Annotated in this window: 13 protein-coding genes; 11 read left to right on the forward strand and 2 right to left on the reverse strand. The window is 46.2% G+C overall.

All coding sequences use genetic code 11. From position 1 onward, the window contains the following. The coding region (locus ACRRUX_RS19985; protein ID WP_432533919.1) for an aryl-sulfate sulfotransferase at positions 1–386 on the forward strand (386 nt) is incomplete at its 5' end. Between the two features lie 58 nt (positions 387–444). Here the strand turns inward: ACRRUX_RS19985 and ACRRUX_RS19990 are convergent. Continuing rightward, positions 445–1,473 carry a DcaP family trimeric outer membrane transporter gene (locus tag ACRRUX_RS19990; protein WP_432533921.1) on the reverse strand — a complete coding sequence of 343 codons (1,029 nt, stop codon included), beginning with the start codon at positions 1,471–1,473 and terminating at the stop codon, positions 445–447. A 622-nt stretch (positions 1,474–2,095) separates the two neighbouring features. Between ACRRUX_RS19990 and ACRRUX_RS19995 the strand changes: the two genes are divergently transcribed. The 8 genes from ACRRUX_RS19995 to ubiA all read left to right on the forward strand — a co-directional run bounded on the left by ACRRUX_RS19995 (position 2,096) and on the right by ubiA (position 15,381). After that, positions 2,096–3,727: an aryl-sulfate sulfotransferase gene (locus ACRRUX_RS19995; RefSeq protein ID WP_432533924.1), complete on the forward strand. Its 1,632-nt coding sequence runs from the start codon at positions 2,096–2,098 to the stop codon at positions 3,725–3,727. A gap of 156 nt (positions 3,728–3,883) precedes the next feature. Continuing rightward, positions 3,884–5,224: a hypothetical protein gene (locus ACRRUX_RS20000; RefSeq protein WP_432533926.1), complete on the forward strand. Its 1,341-nt coding sequence runs from the start codon at positions 3,884–3,886 to the stop codon at positions 5,222–5,224. Positions 5,225–5,443: 219 nt separating this feature from the next. After that, on the forward strand, positions 5,444–6,589 hold the full coding sequence (locus ACRRUX_RS20005; protein WP_432533928.1) for a porin: 1,146 nt from the start codon (positions 5,444–5,446) through the stop codon (positions 6,587–6,589). 120 nt (positions 6,590–6,709) lie between these two features. Continuing rightward, a complete protein-coding gene (locus ACRRUX_RS20010; RefSeq protein WP_432533930.1) occupies positions 6,710–7,669 on the forward strand; it encodes a LysR family transcriptional regulator in 960 nt (319 codons plus the stop codon). Between the two features lie 496 nt (positions 7,670–8,165). Next, positions 8,166–9,965, forward strand: coding sequence for an aryl-sulfate sulfotransferase (locus ACRRUX_RS20015; RefSeq protein WP_432533932.1), 1,800 nt, complete (start codon positions 8,166–8,168; stop codon positions 9,963–9,965). 686 nt (positions 9,966–10,651) lie between these two features. Beyond that, a complete protein-coding gene (locus tag ACRRUX_RS20020) occupies positions 10,652–11,935 on the forward strand; it encodes an aromatic amino acid transport family protein (RefSeq protein WP_432533934.1) in 1,284 nt (427 codons plus the stop codon). A 167-nt stretch (positions 11,936–12,102) separates the two neighbouring features. Beyond that, a complete protein-coding gene (uvrD, locus tag ACRRUX_RS20025; RefSeq protein WP_432533936.1) occupies positions 12,103–14,268 on the forward strand; it encodes a DNA helicase II in 2,166 nt (721 codons plus the stop codon). Positions 14,269–14,514: 246 nt separating this feature from the next. Further along, positions 14,515–15,381, forward strand: coding sequence for a 4-hydroxybenzoate octaprenyltransferase (gene ubiA, locus ACRRUX_RS20030; RefSeq protein WP_432533938.1), 867 nt, complete (start codon positions 14,515–14,517; stop codon positions 15,379–15,381). Positions 15,382–15,456: 75 nt separating this feature from the next. On the opposite strand, the gene ACRRUX_RS20035 is transcribed toward ubiA, so the two are convergent. After that, entirely contained in the window at positions 15,457–16,122 is a 666-nt protein-coding gene (locus ACRRUX_RS20035; RefSeq protein ID WP_432533940.1) for a TetR/AcrR family transcriptional regulator, read from the reverse strand. 164 nt (positions 16,123–16,286) lie between these two features. Between ACRRUX_RS20035 and ACRRUX_RS20040 the strand changes: the two genes are divergently transcribed. Both ACRRUX_RS20040 and ACRRUX_RS20045 read left to right on the forward strand, forming a co-directional pair. After that, positions 16,287–17,033, forward strand: a complete 747-nt coding sequence (locus ACRRUX_RS20040; protein WP_432533942.1) for a hypothetical protein — start codon at positions 16,287–16,289, stop codon at positions 17,031–17,033. Between the two features lie 144 nt (positions 17,034–17,177). Next, positions 17,178–17,702 (forward strand): thiol:disulfide interchange protein DsbA/DsbL (locus ACRRUX_RS20045; protein WP_432533944.1); only part of this gene is annotated, 525 nt, incomplete at its 3' end.

The raw sequence follows: 17,702 nt of genomic DNA on the forward strand, positions 1-17,702 counted from the left end.
ACGAGCAGCCGGCCTTCCCAACAGACAAGTACAGCCGCCTGGTAGAGTACAAGATTGATCCAAAGAAGATGACGGTACAGCAGGTATGGGAATACGGTAAAGATGAGCTGGGTTACAAGGGCTACTCACCGGTGACGTCTATCACCAAGTACCAGGCTGATAAAGACTCCATGCTGGGCTACTTTGCATCTGCCGGGCTTTATGGCGTGGGTGGTGGTTACGGTAACCTGAAGATGGACGAAACCACAGGTAAGGTGAAGTCCATTCTGACCGAACACAAGTATGGAGAGAAAGAGCCTTCTGTTTACATCGAAATTGACAGTCACAAGATGTATGCGACGGGATACCGCGCCCAGACTATCAATGTGACCGACATGATGAAATAACAGTCACAGCTGAGCCAGTTAACCGGACCCTTTGGTCCGGTTTTTTGTTTGGAGGAAATCAGAAGAAGAATTGCATCGAAAGTTGCAAATAGTTTGAATCACCGTTGGCCGGTGCATTGGCTTCGGTGTAAAAACTGTTGGTGTCATCATTAACCTCATAACGACCCAGTTCAGCGCCGAAAACCAGTCCTGGGGCGATATTGGTAAACAGGTTTATTGCCATATGGCGGCGGTCAGCATTTTGCTCCTCTGTGGTTATATGGCTGTAGAACGCTGTAGTACGCATATTCTCAGTCCAGAAGTGACGATAGGCCACCATTCCACCTGTGGTGGTTTCCAGTTCATTGTCAAAAATGTCATAAGCAGAGCCGGCGCCCACATAACGGCCCAGATTACCGTAGTGAAGTTGGAATCTAAGATCATCCTGGTCAAACACATTGATTTTACCGGCGATAGAGCCTCCAACGGCGACTTCCCTCGAGTCACGAGGTTCCAGAGAACGGACCAATACTGCGGCTGAGAGGTTACCCCAATCACCCTTTGAGTTGTGACGAACTACCATATCCGGAATGGCGTCCTCGGCTTTGCTGCAGCCAGTCAGAATCTCTTTACCAGCTTCATTAAGTTGTCTGCATCGGCCTTCGGTGCTGGGATTTTCCATGGCAAATTGCCAGTTACCATAGGTGTAACGTACCAAAGCCTGACGCACGAAGGCTTCACCAATCAATCCACCTCCCAGGTTTGTCGACTCAGGGTAGGAGGATGGATTAACCATGGTGGACCAGGTTTGGCCGACAGTGAGTCCTTTATAGTCGATGTAGGCGTGACGCAAACGTGGGCTGTATGAGTTGGTGTTATAGGTATTTCCTTGAGATGAACCTATGAAGTCGATCTCGACAAATCCTTTAATATCTCCTGATATGACGGTGGTATTGAGTCTGGATTCCTGTGCACTGAACTGGGTCTTGGTGGCGTCGATACCACTCACTCCAGGATTACCTGAGTAGACGTTTTGAAAATTCAATGTACCGTCAGCTGTTTTTACTGTGGTCTTAATAAAGCCTCCAAACTCAACATCAGTCGCCAATGTATTTCCTGATAATATTAGGCTAAGTGGCAATAAATATTTTAACTTCATATCTGCTTCCTTGATATCTTAAGAAAGGAAGCCAGACTAGGTAAAATATTCACGAAAAGCCATATTCTACCTTTGTGCTACTAATAAATATCATAACGATGTGATCGAGTATATTCATTTTAAGTAATAATGATTTTACTGTAATAGCATTGCTTGATGTTAATTAGAGGTTTGCGATTGTATGCATCACTTTATAGCCAATAAACATATTGTATTAATATATGATTTTGTGACTCCGGATGGTAATTTGAGTAAAAATATTAGCTGAGTTCCGATGTTAGCTCACTCGTCAATAGTAGTAACTTTATTATGGTGGTCGAGTGACTCTGCTCAAGTTAATATTCATTGTTATCAATGATATTAGAACGGTAATTAAAAACTGGCTGCTGTTGTTTATATAATCAATTTAACATCGTTGTTTTAAATGGGTAGAAACATGCAAAGAGTAAAGTTGTTAGTTATTGCAATTAGTACAATATTATCGTCATCAATTATCTCTCCATCCTCCATGGCCGCCGAAAGTGGTGCCGTTGGCGCAAAAAAGTTTCTGTCACGCTCAACAGCCCAGGGAATGCTCGGGCAAATTGAAGTTAACCCCTATGGCAATGCACCATTGACGGCAGTGATTGATCTGGCTGGTAAGCAGATTAGTGACGTTAAAGTTAAGGTGCATGGTAAAGGTAAAAATGGTGTTGACATTGAATATGGCGTAGATAAGGAAACCATGCTGACCCACGATGGTATACCTATTTTCGGTTTATATCCAAATCACAGAAATACAATTACTGTGAAATATGAACTAAACGGTAAGTCAGTCAGTGAAGATTACAGATTGCAGACCGGTGGTATAGGAACCAAATACAACGAACTTATGGTGCGTTCATTCCCTGAAGTGGTCCCGGTTAAGGTCGCCAAAGGGTTTGAGGATCGTCTTTATTGGATCAACGGTCAAACCTCGAATCGCTATCACAAAGATATCAACTGGACTAACGGCGGCTCCCTGGACTGGAACTACCAATCCCTCAACTATATTGCCGACACCAACGGTGATGTGCGCTGGATTCTGGATGACAGTGCATTTACCGACAACCAGAATCTGATGGGACGCGGTTTGATCATGGGTGTGCATCAGGTCAGCGGCGGTGAGATTATTTTTGGTAAGGGCCAGAAATATTATCGCATGGACCTGCTGGGTCGCATGATTAAAGAACTGCCTTTGCCCAGAGGATATGTGGACTTCTCCCATGAGATCCGTGAAACCAGTAAAGGCACTTATCTGCTGCGCGCAGCCAAGCGTAACTATGTAAAAGACTCCGGCGAGGTGGTGACTACAGTTCGTGACCATATCCTTGAGGTCGACCAGTCCGGTAACCTGCTGGAAGCCTGGGATCTTAACGCAATTTTGGACCCAATGCGTGACACTCTGCTGATCGCACTGGATGCCTCTGCTGTGTGTCTGAACGTGGATGACAGCAAGCTTGGGCAAACCGTTAAAATCGAGCCGGATATGCCTTATGGCGATATTCCCGGCGTGGGCGCGGGACGTAACTGGGCACACGTCAACTCAATTGACTATGACGAGCGTGATGACGCCATCATTATCAGTCCCCGTCATCAGGCAACAGCTATCAAGATTGGCCGCGATAAAGAGGTTAAGTGGATTCTGGGGGCGCCGGATGGTTGGACCGGCAAGCTGGCCGATAAAGTGTTGCAGCCAATAGATAGCCGTGGCCGTCAAATCAAGTGTGAAGTCGGCAAGTGTGAAGGCGACTTCGATTGGTCCTGGACGCAGCACACCTCCTGGTTGAATCGGGACAAGGGGACGTTAACTGTGTTTGATAATGGCGATGGTCGCGGTTTCGAACAGCCCGCTTTCCCTACTGACAAGTATTCCCGTGCGGTGGAGTACAAAATCGATGAAGACAAGATGACGGTTCAGCAGACTTGGGAATATGGCAAAGAGCGGGGCCATGAGTGGTACTCACCAATCACTTCAGTGACCAACTACCAAGCTGATAAAGACACTATGTTTATCTTTTCAGCCTCTGCGGGCTTGTTTAACAAGGACTGGACCAAGCCCATTCTCAATGAAATTCAATACGGCACTGACAAAGTCATGGTGGAGCTGAGGATAAATCAATCCGGCCCGGGAGAGCCTGCTTACCGTGCCTTGGTGATTGAGCCGGATAAAGCGTTCAACTGACGAGTATAAGCCTGTACCCCGGTGGTACAGGCTTCTGAACAAATAGACATCATTGACACAAAATGACTTGGGTTAAATGAAGCTTACTGGCCAGAAGTACCTGATAGATATTTATGTCACTTGATAATAAGAACTTTAAAATATAGTGGGTCACACATGTTTAAGCTAAATGTATTGGCTTTGGCTGTCACCAGTTTATGGGCAAGCCAAGCCGTGGCGGGATATCCTGCAGATATAAAACAACTTGGTAAAGGGTTTATTGATGATAGCAAGTCTTATCTGCAATTTAAAATAGAAAATTATAATTATGACCACCGATTCAGTGATGGTAAGTCAAATATTGATAATGAAACTCCGCTATATATCGAATATGGATTCAGTTCCGGATATTACGATGATTGGATTGGTGTCGACATTGCCCCTATGTTAGTGACCATGGTCGACTGGGCCAGTGAATATCGAGAAGGTACAGACAGGTATGGGTTGGGAAATACGCTGCCAAATGGTGAGACCTATGCAAATCTAGGTGTTGCATACATCAAGACTAAGTTCGATCTGGGTGATTATGGAACCCTGAAGGCCGGATTTGGTAAAAAGCGTCGCTATACGACACTGTTCAATGAGAAAGTTATCAGAATTAATGAGAGTTCAACCAATGGCTATGACGTCAGTTATGACCATGCAGACCATAACCTGTTTGTTAGCTATATTGATGGCTTCCAGAACTTTGGCCAATCGGATTATATAACTGACATTGTCGATTGGCAGGGAAATCGGATCGACTATATTCTGTTGACTGGTCTGAATGGAAAACTCAACAGTACCAATTATAAGTTCGAATACGCAGAGTCTAAAGATTACATTCGTAGAGTCTTGTATCAAGCCGATTATACGGTCGACTCTTTGAAGACTAACTTCATGGTTCGCGGTACTAATGTGCTCGGCGTTGGCGATCAGTTTACCGATGTAGGAAAGAAAATCACTGATGATGGTAAGTCAGGCCTTGTACACTTGGTGACCACGACTAAGTTTGGTAACGGCACGACGATGAACATCAAAGCGACCAAGGTATATGACGGCGATGTTGTTCAGGATTGGGGACATGGAGCGACGATCAGTCGCCCTATGCTGCAAAATACGATGCTTGGAAACGAAGTCCCTTTGATTGAAGGCGAAGAGGCGCTGATGCTTAAGTTCTCACAGGACTTCAGTGAGATTCTATGGAAAGGCCTGACTGGTTACGCACAGTTTTGGAAAGGCTGGAACGCCAAAAACGTAGACGGTTATCACCGCGAAGAGTATGTGCTGGAGGTAAAGCAGGATTTTGGCAAATTGCATCCGGTATTAGAAGGTCTCACCTTTAGATATATCTTTATGCACCATGATGGTCGCGGTGTGGATAATGGCTACCGTGATAACAGAGTCGATAATGTATATAACTTCCTGACTGACGATATTTATCGGAAAGCCACTTTGCAGTATCGCTTAGTTTTCTAGTTAATATTTTAATTGGCGAAGCTGACTATTGTTGTAATAGTCAGGTTTGCCATGATTTACATTACTCAAAGTTATCAATGAATGTTTTTAATTGTTGAGCGGTAAAGTTTATTTTGAACTGAATCTTGAGCGGTGTGTATATCAGTTTAAATTACTTCTGAATATCAAATTATAAATGAAATATCTATTCAATAATAAATTCACAAGGGTGATGGGACCATGTTTAAGAAATCTATCTTGGCAGTTAGCTTAGCTTTGGGAGCGGTTGCAACTGTGCAGGCCGTCCCTTTCCACTTCTTTGGTGTTTCTCCGACCGCAGAGAAAGTGAATTTCCGTGCTTACCTTAGCGTGCATGGTTTGTATGAAGAGTCTGCCCGGATGGGCAAAACCGCCGATGGTGGCTATGAAAGCGGTTTTAACGTCGATACGGAGGCCTCGATGTTGGGGGTTAATGGACGGGTTCAGGCGGCTGATGATTTCGACTTTATCTATAACGTGGATTATGGCCTCGACTTTCATACCCATGACAGCACCATGGGGGTGAATAAGAGTGGCATAGTTCATCGAAATCAGTGGTTGGGGCTCGACAGCAAGCAGTATGGTCAGTTGAGAATGGGGCGAGATGATGCGTTCCACTTCTATGTGAATACCATAGGCGCAGAACGGTTCTTCTCGACATACGGTGCAGGCAAATTTATACATAAAAACAACCGCTACCATGGCAACGTGGCGACATACTTTACGCCGATGATGAGTGGCTTTAAGCTTGGCGCTCAGTATTTTGGCGCCAAAGACAATCATGGCGGTGGCCAGGATTACTATGTCAACGAGGAGGGGAGCAAGGTTGATCAAAATGGCGCCGCGGCCCTGGTGTATTACAACTATGGTGGCATTAACCTGGCTGCCAGCTATGACTATCGTGTTGAGGGCAGTGATGGCGTACGAGTCGGTGGCAATTACACCGCGAACGGTGCGCGGATTGGCTTTACCTGGAGCCAATTTGATCAGCGAGTGTTGAAAAGTGAAGTGGCGACCCTGGGGACTTCAGAGCTGCAGGACCTGGATACCTGGGCGGCTTCTGTTGAATACTTCTTTACGCCTGAATGGCGTGTATATGCCCAATACGGCCATGCAAATAATGGATATTGGACCTCCCTACCGGCTCACGGTATTAAGCGTCCGGAACTGTTTGGGGTCGAGGTTGATCAGTACAACCTGGCGTTGGAGCGCAAGTTCTCTAATCGAACCGCCATTTCTCCGGAAATTACTTACTATCAGTTTGGTGATCGAAATGGTTATGGCATGGCAACTAACCTTGATGATGAACTGTTTATCGGCGTTAGATTGAACCTGATCCTCATGTAGATAAATGAGTAAAAGCTCTCATATGGCTGAGGGCTTTTACTATACTATGCGGCCGGTTTTTTATTGCTCACTCAATATTATAAGTCGACTGCGTTGACTTAGTTTCTACCGGAGAAATACATGACAGGCCTTAATGATTTAAAAATAGGATCTTTGCGTCTATTAAAGTCACTGGTGGAGGAGGGATCGACTCAGAAAGCCGCGATTAAGTTAGGCATGTCTCAGTCGGGTGTGAGTTATGAACTTAAGAAATTAAGGGAGATATTCAACGATTCACTGTTTGTACGCAGCCGGGATGGTTTGGTCGCAAATGAAAAGGCGATGCGTATTTACCCACAGGTTGTCATGATGCTGGGGGCTGCGGAAGACCTGTACAACGATGTTGAAGATTTTAACCCTGTCAATTTCCACGGCAAGGTGACGGTGTCCTTAATTGAGCCTTTGGCTATCTGTATGATGCCGAACCTGTTCGAGAGACTTCATAAAGCTGCGCCGGGATTAGAGCTTTGTTTTCATACCTGGTCATCTGAGTCCATGTCTAAGCTGGCGCGGGGAGAGATTGATGTCGCTGTCCACAATTTCACTTCCAAAGACCCTTTGATCAGTTGTGCCATCATCAGCCAGGTCAAACGAGTGATAGCGTGCCGAAAACATCATCCTATCCTTAAACAGTCCAGCATCAATTTACAGAATGTTTGTGAGTATCCCTGGTTGTTGCAGGAAGTACACCATCCCGAAAGGTTGCCCAACGTTATTGAGACGTTAGCCAGAGACCACCTGATCAAGCCCCAAATTGTTGCTCGCGCTAATTATCTACCTGGTTTAGTCGCGATGTTGGAGAATACAAACGCACTACTCTACTCGTCACAGATTGGGCTTTCAGCATTAAGAGACAAAGTCGAGCTACTTGAGGCTCCTCCTGAATTTGATATCCTCCGCTCAAATTATTGCGCTCTTTATCCAAAAACACATAGAAATTCAAAGTTTCATAAATGGCTGATTAATGAAATTAGGGTGACTCTTAAGAAGTTAGTCGTTGAAGCTGAAGGAATAATGCACATTTCCACTAACGCTGAATAATACCTTCATCACGGTATTGTCGATTACTCAAATTTTGTTGATTTTGCTGAGTGAGTCTGCGAACTGTACTCTGGTAACGTTCAAATTTGAAACCATTTTTACACCCGAACTTGTCACAAGCTAATGAGGTTGCTTGTGACAGCACCTTGTCTGCTCAGGGGCTTAGCGCGAGAATCAAGTATTGAAAATTTTGTTTACTCTATCTTATAAGTTAGATATTGCACTGTACAAGTGAGTGTTCCGGTCTGTGTTTGTGCATAATTAATATCTATCCATCGAAACAAGCACAGTATTTCAGTAATAATGTTACTACCTAACACTTGTGTAGAAACTCTGATTTCATAAGACAAATAGCACTGTCAAAAGTACTTTGTGAATTTGGTCTCATAATCACTCAATTTCTATCTATATTGTTGCCGCATCCTCAGTACCAGGTAACCATGGTGTTGTGGAATTTACTCATTAAAATCTAAATAATTAATTGCAAGGAACTGCAATGAATAGAACGCTTCTGACAACATTTATTTCTACAATAGCAATATCATTGTTACCCCATGTCGCTCATGCAAAGGTTGAGAGTTCATTAAAATCAACCCGGGGTATGGCCGTATATTCAAAGCAAGCCGATGTCATTGGTGCTGTACATATGAATAAATATGGCTTGGCACCGCTCACTGCGGTAATCGATATTCCAAACTGGCGTCAAGGCATTAAGGACGTCAGCATTCTGGTTAAGGGGAAAGGCCAAAGTGGAGTAGATCTCGAGTATAAAGTTTCCGCTGCTGAACTTCTGCATCACTCAGGGATTCCCGTATTTGGCCTTTATCCGGATCATACCAATCAGGTTGAGGTGAACTGGACAGAAGATGGCAAGCAACGCCATCATACGTACAAGATGCGAACCGGTCCGGTGAACTTTACGCCTCAAGCAAACTCCTGGGCGAACCATCCTCAGGGGGAAGCGAAAATGGTGGCTGATGACCGTTTTAAAGACCGCCTTTATCTGGTTGACGGCTTCGGCGATGGTGCCAAACGTTCTTTGGTGACCCATAACAACCCGGCAGCGGCGGGTGCTGGCCTGTGGGACCGCTCTCCAACACTCATGATTTTTGATACCAATGGCGATGTACGTTGGTATATGGATTACAAGAACTTCCGAGATGCAGAGCATTACCGTAAAACAGGCTATGTGATGGGAGTTAAACAGGTTGGAAAAGATCTGGTTTGGGGAGCTGGGCAGTCTTATCACAGAATGAGTCTGATGGGTGAGCATATGTGGTCCAGGCCTTTACCTGGCAACTATGCTGACTTTTCCCATGACATTCACCATAGACCAAATGGCAATATGATCATCCGCGTTGCCAAGAAAGATTACCTTAACTCTCATGGCGATATGGTAACCACAGTACGTGACATCATCATTGAGGTGGACCCAAATGGAAAAGTGCTGCACGAATGGGATTTGAACAAGATTCTGGATCCTTATCGTGATATTACCCTGTTGGGACTGGATATGGGCGCGGTATGTTTGAACGTCGATACCGAAAAGGCAAACCAAACGGCTGATGCTGAACAGCTCAAAGATGCTCCTTATGGCGACATCCCAGGTGTTGGTACCGGGCGAAACTGGGCTCACGTCAACTCAGTTGTCTACGATGAAACGGATGACTCAATAGTCATTTCCTCTCGCCATCAATCAGCCAATATCAAAATTGGCAAAGACAACGAAGTGAAATGGATTCTCAGCGCCCGTGGCGGTTGGAAAGGTGAGTTGGCGAAGAAGGTATTGCAGCCAATTGACGCCAAAGGCCAGAAGATAAACTGTTCTGAGTCGGGCAGGTGCCCTGATACAGACCAGTTTGATTTTACCTGGACCCAGCATACCGCCTACATAGGTAAAGATTCCGGAGAGCGTTATTTTAAGCTGTTTGTATTGGACAATGGTGACGGCCGCTTTAATGAGCAGCCTGCTATGCCGGAGGATAAGTATACTCGCGGCGTAGAGTATGTGATCGATGAAGAAAAGATGACCGTTAAACAGGTCTGGCAATACGGCAAGGAGCGCGGATACGAGTTCTACTCACCGGTAACTTCGATTACTCAGTACATGCCTGATAAAGACTCAAATATGATTGCATCCATGTCTACCGGTTTATACGCAGGTAAGACAGTCGGCAAGATTGTAGAGATCCCACATGGGGAGACTAAGCCTGCCGTGGAGATTTGGGTACACGGGAATGCACCTGGTGCACCAGGTTACAGGGCAAGTGTTATCAAGCCACCTTTTGCGATGTAGAGTGAATCACGCTACTGATACTTGAACATCAGCAGTATAAGTTCTGTGGATTTATACTGCTTGATGCCAACAGGTTAAGTGACTTCTGACACAGGGTTAAAGAAACTGCGATCTATTGGTCATGGTTGGAGTAGTGGAATTTGACACGTTGCAGCTCAGTCTACTTTCTCGTTGAGCTTGCAGTTGACTTACATAGAATGCGTCGATTTTTTGGGGCTTTGTGATGGCTTTAGACGACAGTATGTCACCTGCCGCGGGAGTCATGTTATCAATGATTAAGGTAATATTTGGTTATGCTAAATTATTTTATGGTATCTCTATCATTACTGTTTTTATCGAAGGCATAGTTTCTCTATTCGTTTTTGGTGTATCGTCACCAACCGATAAACTTCTGCGATCTGACATACACTTTTTGCAACGTTTTTAGATGTATAGATATTTATCTGGTAGATTTTTGTATAAGCATATTTTTATGGTTTGATAGTGAGTAACGACAGGTTTTGGTTGCTGAGTTCGCTTCTTGCTGTAATCTTAACAACGCTGTTTTGGGTCTGAATTGCAATATGTCCAAAAGATATAGATGTTGATAAATTCAAGAGCTGTGTCTCTGATACCTATACCACTATTTTTATTAAATTTCGTTTTAAGCATGTTAATAATCTCCCGATTGAAAAAGTGATTGTAAAATGACTAGTATTAAAACACTTTTTGCAGGTACATCAATTATATGTACAACAGCGCTGGGGTCGGGATTATTTGTCATTCCAATCGTGTTATCTAATCAAAGTCTTTGGGTTGCAGGCTCAATTTTAGCTGGCTATTGTACTGTGATGACGATTGCAGCGTTAGTAATGGTCGAGATTTCATTAAGATTTCCAAAGGGGAGCAACATTCACTCCATTGCCAGAGAGGGGCTGGGAAATCGAGGGGCTTTGATCAGCGGTCTGGCATTTTGTATCGTGTTTACTTTCGTCCTTTATTCTTCATTATGTGGCCTTATTGAGCTGGTAGGATATTTAAGTGAACATAGATTCAATAAAACGATAGCCTGGATCCTGCTGATTTGCTTTCTTTCATTTTTGGTGATGGCGATAGGGCAGTTAGATAAACTCGGTTATATCAACGCTGTGCTTTGGATTATGGTATTTTCGCTAACCATTTTTTCTTTATTTAATATACAGGAGATAAATTACCCTGCATCGTCAGCGTTTCAGTCTGATTCTATTGGTAAATGGCTTATAATTATCCCTCTATGTCAGTCGTGTTTCAGTTTTCACGCTATCTTGCCGAGCATGGTCAAGTTTTTCAATCAAGACCGTAAGACATCCATAGCTTCTATTCTTATTACTATGCCGATTGTCTACTTAATATATATGGTGTGGCTTTTTTCTGTAAGGGAGGCGTTGCCAGCGTCCTTGATTTCGGAAATTGCATCAAATGCGCAAAGTACCCAGGAGCTCATTTCTTCTATGGCGGACTTACTGTCGCCATTTTTCTCTGCGGTCATGTATCTGTTGTACTTTGTAGTAATTTTCACCTCCTTGGTTGGGCTTTCTATGGCAGCTCAGGACTTTGTTAAGGATAAGTTGTCTCTTAACGAGTCAATTCAGTCCAATTTGATATCGCTGATTACCATTTATACCGTGCCTGTGCTGCTGTATTTCTATAACGATGATGGGTTCATCTATGGTATTCAGATATCAGTATTGGGTTCTACTTTTCTGGCTATCTTACTGCCTACGATTATTGCGATAAAAAGCCGCGCTGCTGGCGGGCATGAAATCGAGATGATCAATGGCAGGTTTCTCAAATTCTTGTTGGTGTTTGGCGTGCTGTCACTATTAATCAATGTAATGAGCCAAGTTCCAGCTTTGCAGGACAAAAAGATTGCCATCCCTGTTAACACCTGTATTCAACTACTGAGCGTTAATTCGGAACACAAGGATTTAACCGGAACCTGCAAAGACTAATTCCCTGTACTCGAGCCCTTGTCAGCGCTGGCATGTGACCCTGCGTTGATTCATCCAGACTGGCTTACCCTTTTCTGTTTTGTACTATCTGCTTCGCCATTCTCGCTGAGTGAGCAAATCCTCATGGGGGTTGATATAATGCCCGCGTATTTTTTGCGGAGGCGGGAATGGACGTATCTTCTTTACTTGATGGTCTGAATGACAAACAGCGTGAGGCGGTGGCAGCGCCACAATCCAGCATGTTGGTGCTGGCCGGTGCCGGCAGTGGCAAAACCCGGGTGCTGACTCACAGGATCGCCTGGCTGATGCAGGTGGAGAACCAGAGTCCTTATTCTATTCTGGCGGTAACCTTTACCAACAAAGCCGCTGCCGAGATGCGCGAGCGGGTTGAGAAAACCGTCGGTGGCAATGTCGGCCGCATGTGGATTGGCACCTTCCACGGTCTGGCTCACCGCCTGCTGCGCACTCACTATCAGGACGCCAACCTGCCGCAAAGCTTCCAGATTATCGACTCTGACGATCAGCTGCGGATGCTTAAACGCATCCTTAAAACCCTGAATCTGGATGAGAAGCAGTTTCCGCCCCGCATGGTCGCCGGTTATATCAATGGCAAGAAAGATCAGGGGCTGCGCCCCAATCATATCGATGCCGGTGGCTTCCCGCTGGAGCAGCAACTGCTGAACCTGTACAAGGTGTACCAGGATGCCTGCGATCGCGCAGGTTTAGTGGACTTTGCCGAGATTTTGCTGCGGGCCCATGAACTGTGGCTCAATAAGCCGCATATTCTGGCTCACTATCAGGACAGATTCCGCAACATTCTGGTGGACGAGTTTCAGGATACCAACGCCATTCAATACGCCTGGATCCGGGTGCTGGCAGGCAATACGGCCAATGTGATGATAGTCGGGGATGACGATCAGTCGATTTACGGCTGGCGTGGTGCTCAGGTGGAAAACCTGCATAAATTTCTGACTGACTTCCCCGGCGCCGAAACCATACGTCTGGAGCAGAATTATCGCTCCACCGGCAATATCCTCAATGCGTCCAACGAGCTTATCGCCAACAACCCGGATCGCCTCGGCAAGAAGCTGTGGACCGAAGGCAAAGACGGCGAGCCGATTTCTGTTTATTGCGCCTTTAATGAGATGGATGAAGCCCGCTTTATCGTTGGCCGCATCATGGACTGGCAGGACAAGGGCGGCATGCTCAGTGAATGCGCCATTCTGTACCGCTCCAACGCCCAGTCGCGGGTACTGGAAGAAGCCTTGCTGCACAAAGGCATTGCCTACCGCATTTACGGCGGTTTGCGCTTCTTCGAGCGTCAGGAAATTAAAGATGCCATGGGTTATCTGCGGCTGATGGCCAACCGCGATGATGACGCTGCCTTTGAGCGTGTGGTCAATACCCCAGCCCGGGGTATCGGCGACAGAACCCTGGATATCCTGCGCTCTACCGCGCGTAACCACTCACTCACCTTGTGGCAGGCGTGTCAGCGCCTGCTGGAAGAAAAGGTGCTGGCCGGTCGCGCCGCCAATGCAGTACGCGGTTTTATGGATCTGATTATCCAGTTGACGACCGATACCGAAGAGATGCCTTTGTATCGCATGGCCGATAGCGTGATTCGCGATTCCGGCCTGAAGGCAATGTACGAGGCAGAGAAGGGCGAAAAGGCCCATGCCAGGGTAGAGAACCTTGAAGAACTGATCACCGCCGCCCGTACCTTTGAGATGCCGGAAGAGCTGGAAGATATGGGCGAGCTCAATGCCTTCCTCTCCCATGCGGCACTGGAAGCTGGTGAAGGTCAGGCTGATGCCTTTACCGACGCAGTGCAGTTGATGACGCTGCACGCTGCCAAAGGTCTGGAATTCCCCGTGGTCTTTATGGCCGGGGTGGAAGAGGGGTTGTTCCCCAGCAAGATGGCGCTGGAAGAGGGCGATCGCCTCGAAGAGGAGCGTCGTCTGTGCTACGTGGGTATGACCCGCGCCATGCAGCATCTGTATATTACCTATGCCGAGTCCCGCCGTATTTATGGCCGTGAGGATTACTCCAGACCATCGCGCTTTATCAAGGAGATCCCGCCCCAGTATCTGAATGAGATCCGCCTTAAAGCCTCGGTCAGTGCGCCCATGGCCAACAACCGCTTCAGCCAGCAACAGAAGGTGTTTAACGACTCTGGTTTTGCCATGGGCGATCGCGTTATGCACTTCAAATTCGGCGAAGGCCGGGTGACCAACTACGAAGGCAGTGGGCCACAGGCGCGGGTGCAGGTGAACTTTGATGATGTTGGCAGCAAGTGGCTGGTGGTGGCCTACGCCAAACTGCAGAAAGTCTGATCCGGTCACTGCAGCAACTGGGTTAATCAGCAAGCGTACCAAGCCTTCGACGGACAGGATAAGAGGCTGCATATCGGTTTGGCCTGCTTTGTTCCGGTTAGTGCTGGCGGCAACATCAAGCTTTGCTCATTGACCCGGCTGGTTATGTGATCGCCATCAAATCAGCAAAGCCCTGTACACACGCCGAATTCCTTGCATAATGGATGGCAAAATCGGGCCAAAGTCGTATCAGGAGAGCCTAACATAATGAATATTAGGGAAAAATTAGATGCTTATGCGAGGCTGGCGCGGATCGATCGGCCCATAGGCACACTACTCTTGCTCTGGCCCTGCCTGATGGCGTTGCTGCTGGCGGCCGACGGTATGCCGGATCTCAAGGTGCTGGCAATCTTCCTGGTGGGCGTGTTTGTGATGCGCGCCTGCGGTTGCATCATCAACGACTTTGCCGATCGCAAGCTGGACGGTCACGTGGAGCGCACCAAAAACCGGCCACTGGCCAGTGGCGAGGTGAGCTCAAAAGAAGCGCTGACGCTGTTTGTGATGCTGGGCCTGTTCGCTTTTGGGCTGGTGTTGATGCTCAACCCTTTGGTGGTTCAGCTGTCTGTGGTGGGCATTGTCCTCACCATCATCTATCCCTTCACCAAACGCTTTACCAACATGCCGCAGATGTTTCTGGGTATTGTCTGGAGCTGGTCGATCCCCATGGCTTATGCCGCGCAGCTGGGTGAAGTGCCACATTCAGCCTGGTGGCTGTTTGCCGCCAACTGGTGCTGGACCGTGGCCTACGACAGCATGTACGCCATGGTCGACAGAGAAGATGACCTCAAGGTAGGCATTAAATCTACTGCGATTCTGTTTGGCAGTTATGACAGACATATCATCGCCCTGTTTCAGCTGGCGGCGCTGCTTTGTTTCGTGATTGCCGGCTGGACGGCAGACAGAGGCCTGGTGTATGCCCTTGGCATACTGACTTTTATCGGCTTTGGCCTGTATCAACAGACGTTGATCTATGGCCGTGAGCGGGCCCCCTGTTTCAAGGCATTTCTCAATAACAACTGGGCCGGCATGCTGCTGTTTGTGGCACTGGGTGCGGATTTTTACTTCTTTACCTGATGAGCGCAGATTCAATAGAAACGCCCGGCGATAATGCCGGGCGTTTTTGTTGATGTTGTTACTTTACCTAGTGGTCTATTTGAGCTGATAGTTGTCGATTAAGGCATGGGCATTTTTGAGCGATTCCATTACGACGAAATGGTCAAAGCCCATCTGTTTAAAGAAGAACTCGATGATCCACTCGGTTGATAAATCGGCATCTTCACTGCAGGATCGCCCCACTTCGGCAAAGCTGGTTAAATGCTGGCCCCTGATGGTGGTTGACAGCAGAGTACACAGGCGTGTGATAGCGATATCATTGAGCTGACAAAAGCCTTCGTTTCGCGCCTGTTGCAACAGCGCGATGGGTGTTTGCCAATATGCATAGGCGTTTTTGTTGTGCTCACTGGTTTGAGGGCGACCGGCACGATCGGCAATCAGTGGATTGCAGGTTAACGTCGACAGAGACGAGTAAAATGGCAAACAGTTGATACTATCAAGCTGCAGTATGTAGAAAGCGATAACCTTTGTCAGACCATCCCCTTCCAGATCCAGCCACCATTTTTTACTTTTTGAACCTTCAAAGCACCTGATTGCCAAGGCAACGAGAATATCTTCTTTGTTACTAAACAACTTATATAGCGTGGTTGTCGAGATCCCGGCTTCTTTCGCGACTGAGCAAAATTTGAAACCTATCACACCTTCTTTGTGAATTAATTGCTCTGCCACATTCAAAATATGGTCTGCAGTGTTGATTCCCATATTTTTGTGAGATCCATCATCTAAAAAAAAGTTTTTTTATTTTACACGTTTAAAATCAATCTTCGAACGACTGAAACTAGTTTATGAAATTTTTTGTGATTGTCTTCAAAATATATCTTGGTGACGGTTCGTAATATTAATTCCGACTTCCAGGGGAATGAAATATGGTAAAGAAATTACTCTCTGCAGCAGTAGTTGCTGCACTGCTATCACCGACTGTTGCCAATGCTTCGATGTTTGCGATTGAAGCTGGAGTGATGGATTGGAATTCAAATGCGACAGAAACTTTCGGTGATTTCAAGGATACTAATTCATTTGTAACCGTAAAAGGTGCTACTGGTTCGGCATTTGGTGATATTTATGGCCATGTAAAACTGGAGAATTTTGAAGATTCTGATTTATTGGGCTCTGAGATTAATCTGGTGGGTCAAATTAATCTGGGTGACACAGACTTTAATCTCTATGGCCAGGTATTTGATAAGTCTATGCCGAATTGGGGCGAGACCAATACTTTACTGGGGGTCAGCTGGGATAGAAGCTACGACAATACCTATGTCCAGGTCGCGCTGGCGGCGCATGTTGTTAATGCTACATACAAGGCTTTTGATAAGAGCTTCGATGAACAGGGGTTTAATGGTGGCTATGCCTATATCAACCTATCTCATCACACCTCCTTTATGGATCATAACGTTAGTTTCATCTGGTGGCAGGAGGTCTTTTTCGGCAGAGATGATTTTTACCTCAAGTTAGCGGGTGATATTGAGGACGTCGGATTTAATGGTCAGTTTATTGCCAAGTGGCATACTACAGAAAATTGGTCTGCTGCAATCAGCTATCGTTATGCCGAAAACAATATGGGTAAAGTTGGCTACCATGATGGCATATTTTACTCGCTTCAATATAACTTCTAATTCGTTTGTTATTGGTTGGTTTTAATATAAGGCTGTGGCATTGCTTATTGGTATAGTCTTCTAAAAAATATAAGCACCTAAAATAATTATTTTTGAATTATCACTCATTTAATTAGTTCTGTTTTACACAATTTGGAGTTAATCATGAAAAGAACACTGACTGCGATTGCCGCCACTCTATTTCTGGCTTTTGGTGCACAAGCTGCAACCGAAGGGGTGGAGTATCAGGTTTTACCTGAGTCCGCTCAGTTCAATGCCCCCAATCAGGTCGTGAAGATCTACTCGATTAACTGTCCATTCTGCTACAAGTACGAAAAAGCGGGTATTCCCAACGACAGCATTCTGCCTGCCGGCAGCACTTTGGAGCAGTATCACATCACCACCAAGCCGCCATTCGGTGCCGAAAAAACCACAGCACTGGCGATTGCCAAAGTGATTAAGGGTGACAAGGTATTCAAGCAGCTGAAAGACAAATACTACGACCAGTACCACGTAAAAAAGGTGAAGTTCACCGATGCGGATTCGACCATCGATTTCTCTTTGGATGTGCTGGGAATGAGCCGCGCTGAGTTTGACAACAATGCCCAGAATGCTGACGTACAGGCGCTGATCACCAAGTGGGATCAGGGTGTTGAAGTGGCCAAGATCCAGGGTATTCCCGCGATTACG

It is taken from the genome of Shewanella sp. GXUN23E (genome assembly GCF_050865035.1).
Classification (GTDB): Bacteria; Pseudomonadota; Gammaproteobacteria; order Enterobacterales; family Shewanellaceae; genus Shewanella.

Bases quoted from the DNA above. Each gene is read 5' to 3' on its own strand.
- ACRRUX_RS20020 (WP_432533934.1), top strand. From the start codon at position 10,652: ATGACTAGTATTAAAACACTTTTTGCAGGTACATCAATTATATGTACA.
- ACRRUX_RS20010 (WP_432533930.1), top strand. From the start codon at position 6,710: ATGACAGGCCTTAATGATTTAAAAATAGGATCTTTGCGTCTATTAAAG.
- ACRRUX_RS20000 (WP_432533926.1), top strand. From the start codon at position 3,884: ATGTTTAAGCTAAATGTATTGGCTTTGGCTGTCACCAGTTTATGGGCA.
- ACRRUX_RS19995 (WP_432533924.1), top strand. From the start codon at position 2,096: ATGCTCGGGCAAATTGAAGTTAACCCCTATGGCAATGCACCATTGACG.
- ACRRUX_RS20005 (WP_432533928.1), top strand. From the start codon at position 5,444: ATGTTTAAGAAATCTATCTTGGCAGTTAGCTTAGCTTTGGGAGCGGTT.
- ubiA (WP_432533938.1), top strand. From the start codon at position 14,515: ATGAATATTAGGGAAAAATTAGATGCTTATGCGAGGCTGGCGCGGATC.
- ACRRUX_RS20015 (WP_432533932.1), top strand. From the start codon at position 8,166: ATGAATAGAACGCTTCTGACAACATTTATTTCTACAATAGCAATATCA.
- ACRRUX_RS20040 (WP_432533942.1), top strand. From the start codon at position 16,287: ATGGTAAAGAAATTACTCTCTGCAGCAGTAGTTGCTGCACTGCTATCA.
- ACRRUX_RS20035 (WP_432533940.1), bottom strand. From the start codon at position 16,122: ATGGGAATCAACACTGCAGACCATATTTTGAATGTGGCAGAGCAATTA.
- uvrD (WP_432533936.1), top strand. From the start codon at position 12,103: ATGGACGTATCTTCTTTACTTGATGGTCTGAATGACAAACAGCGTGAG.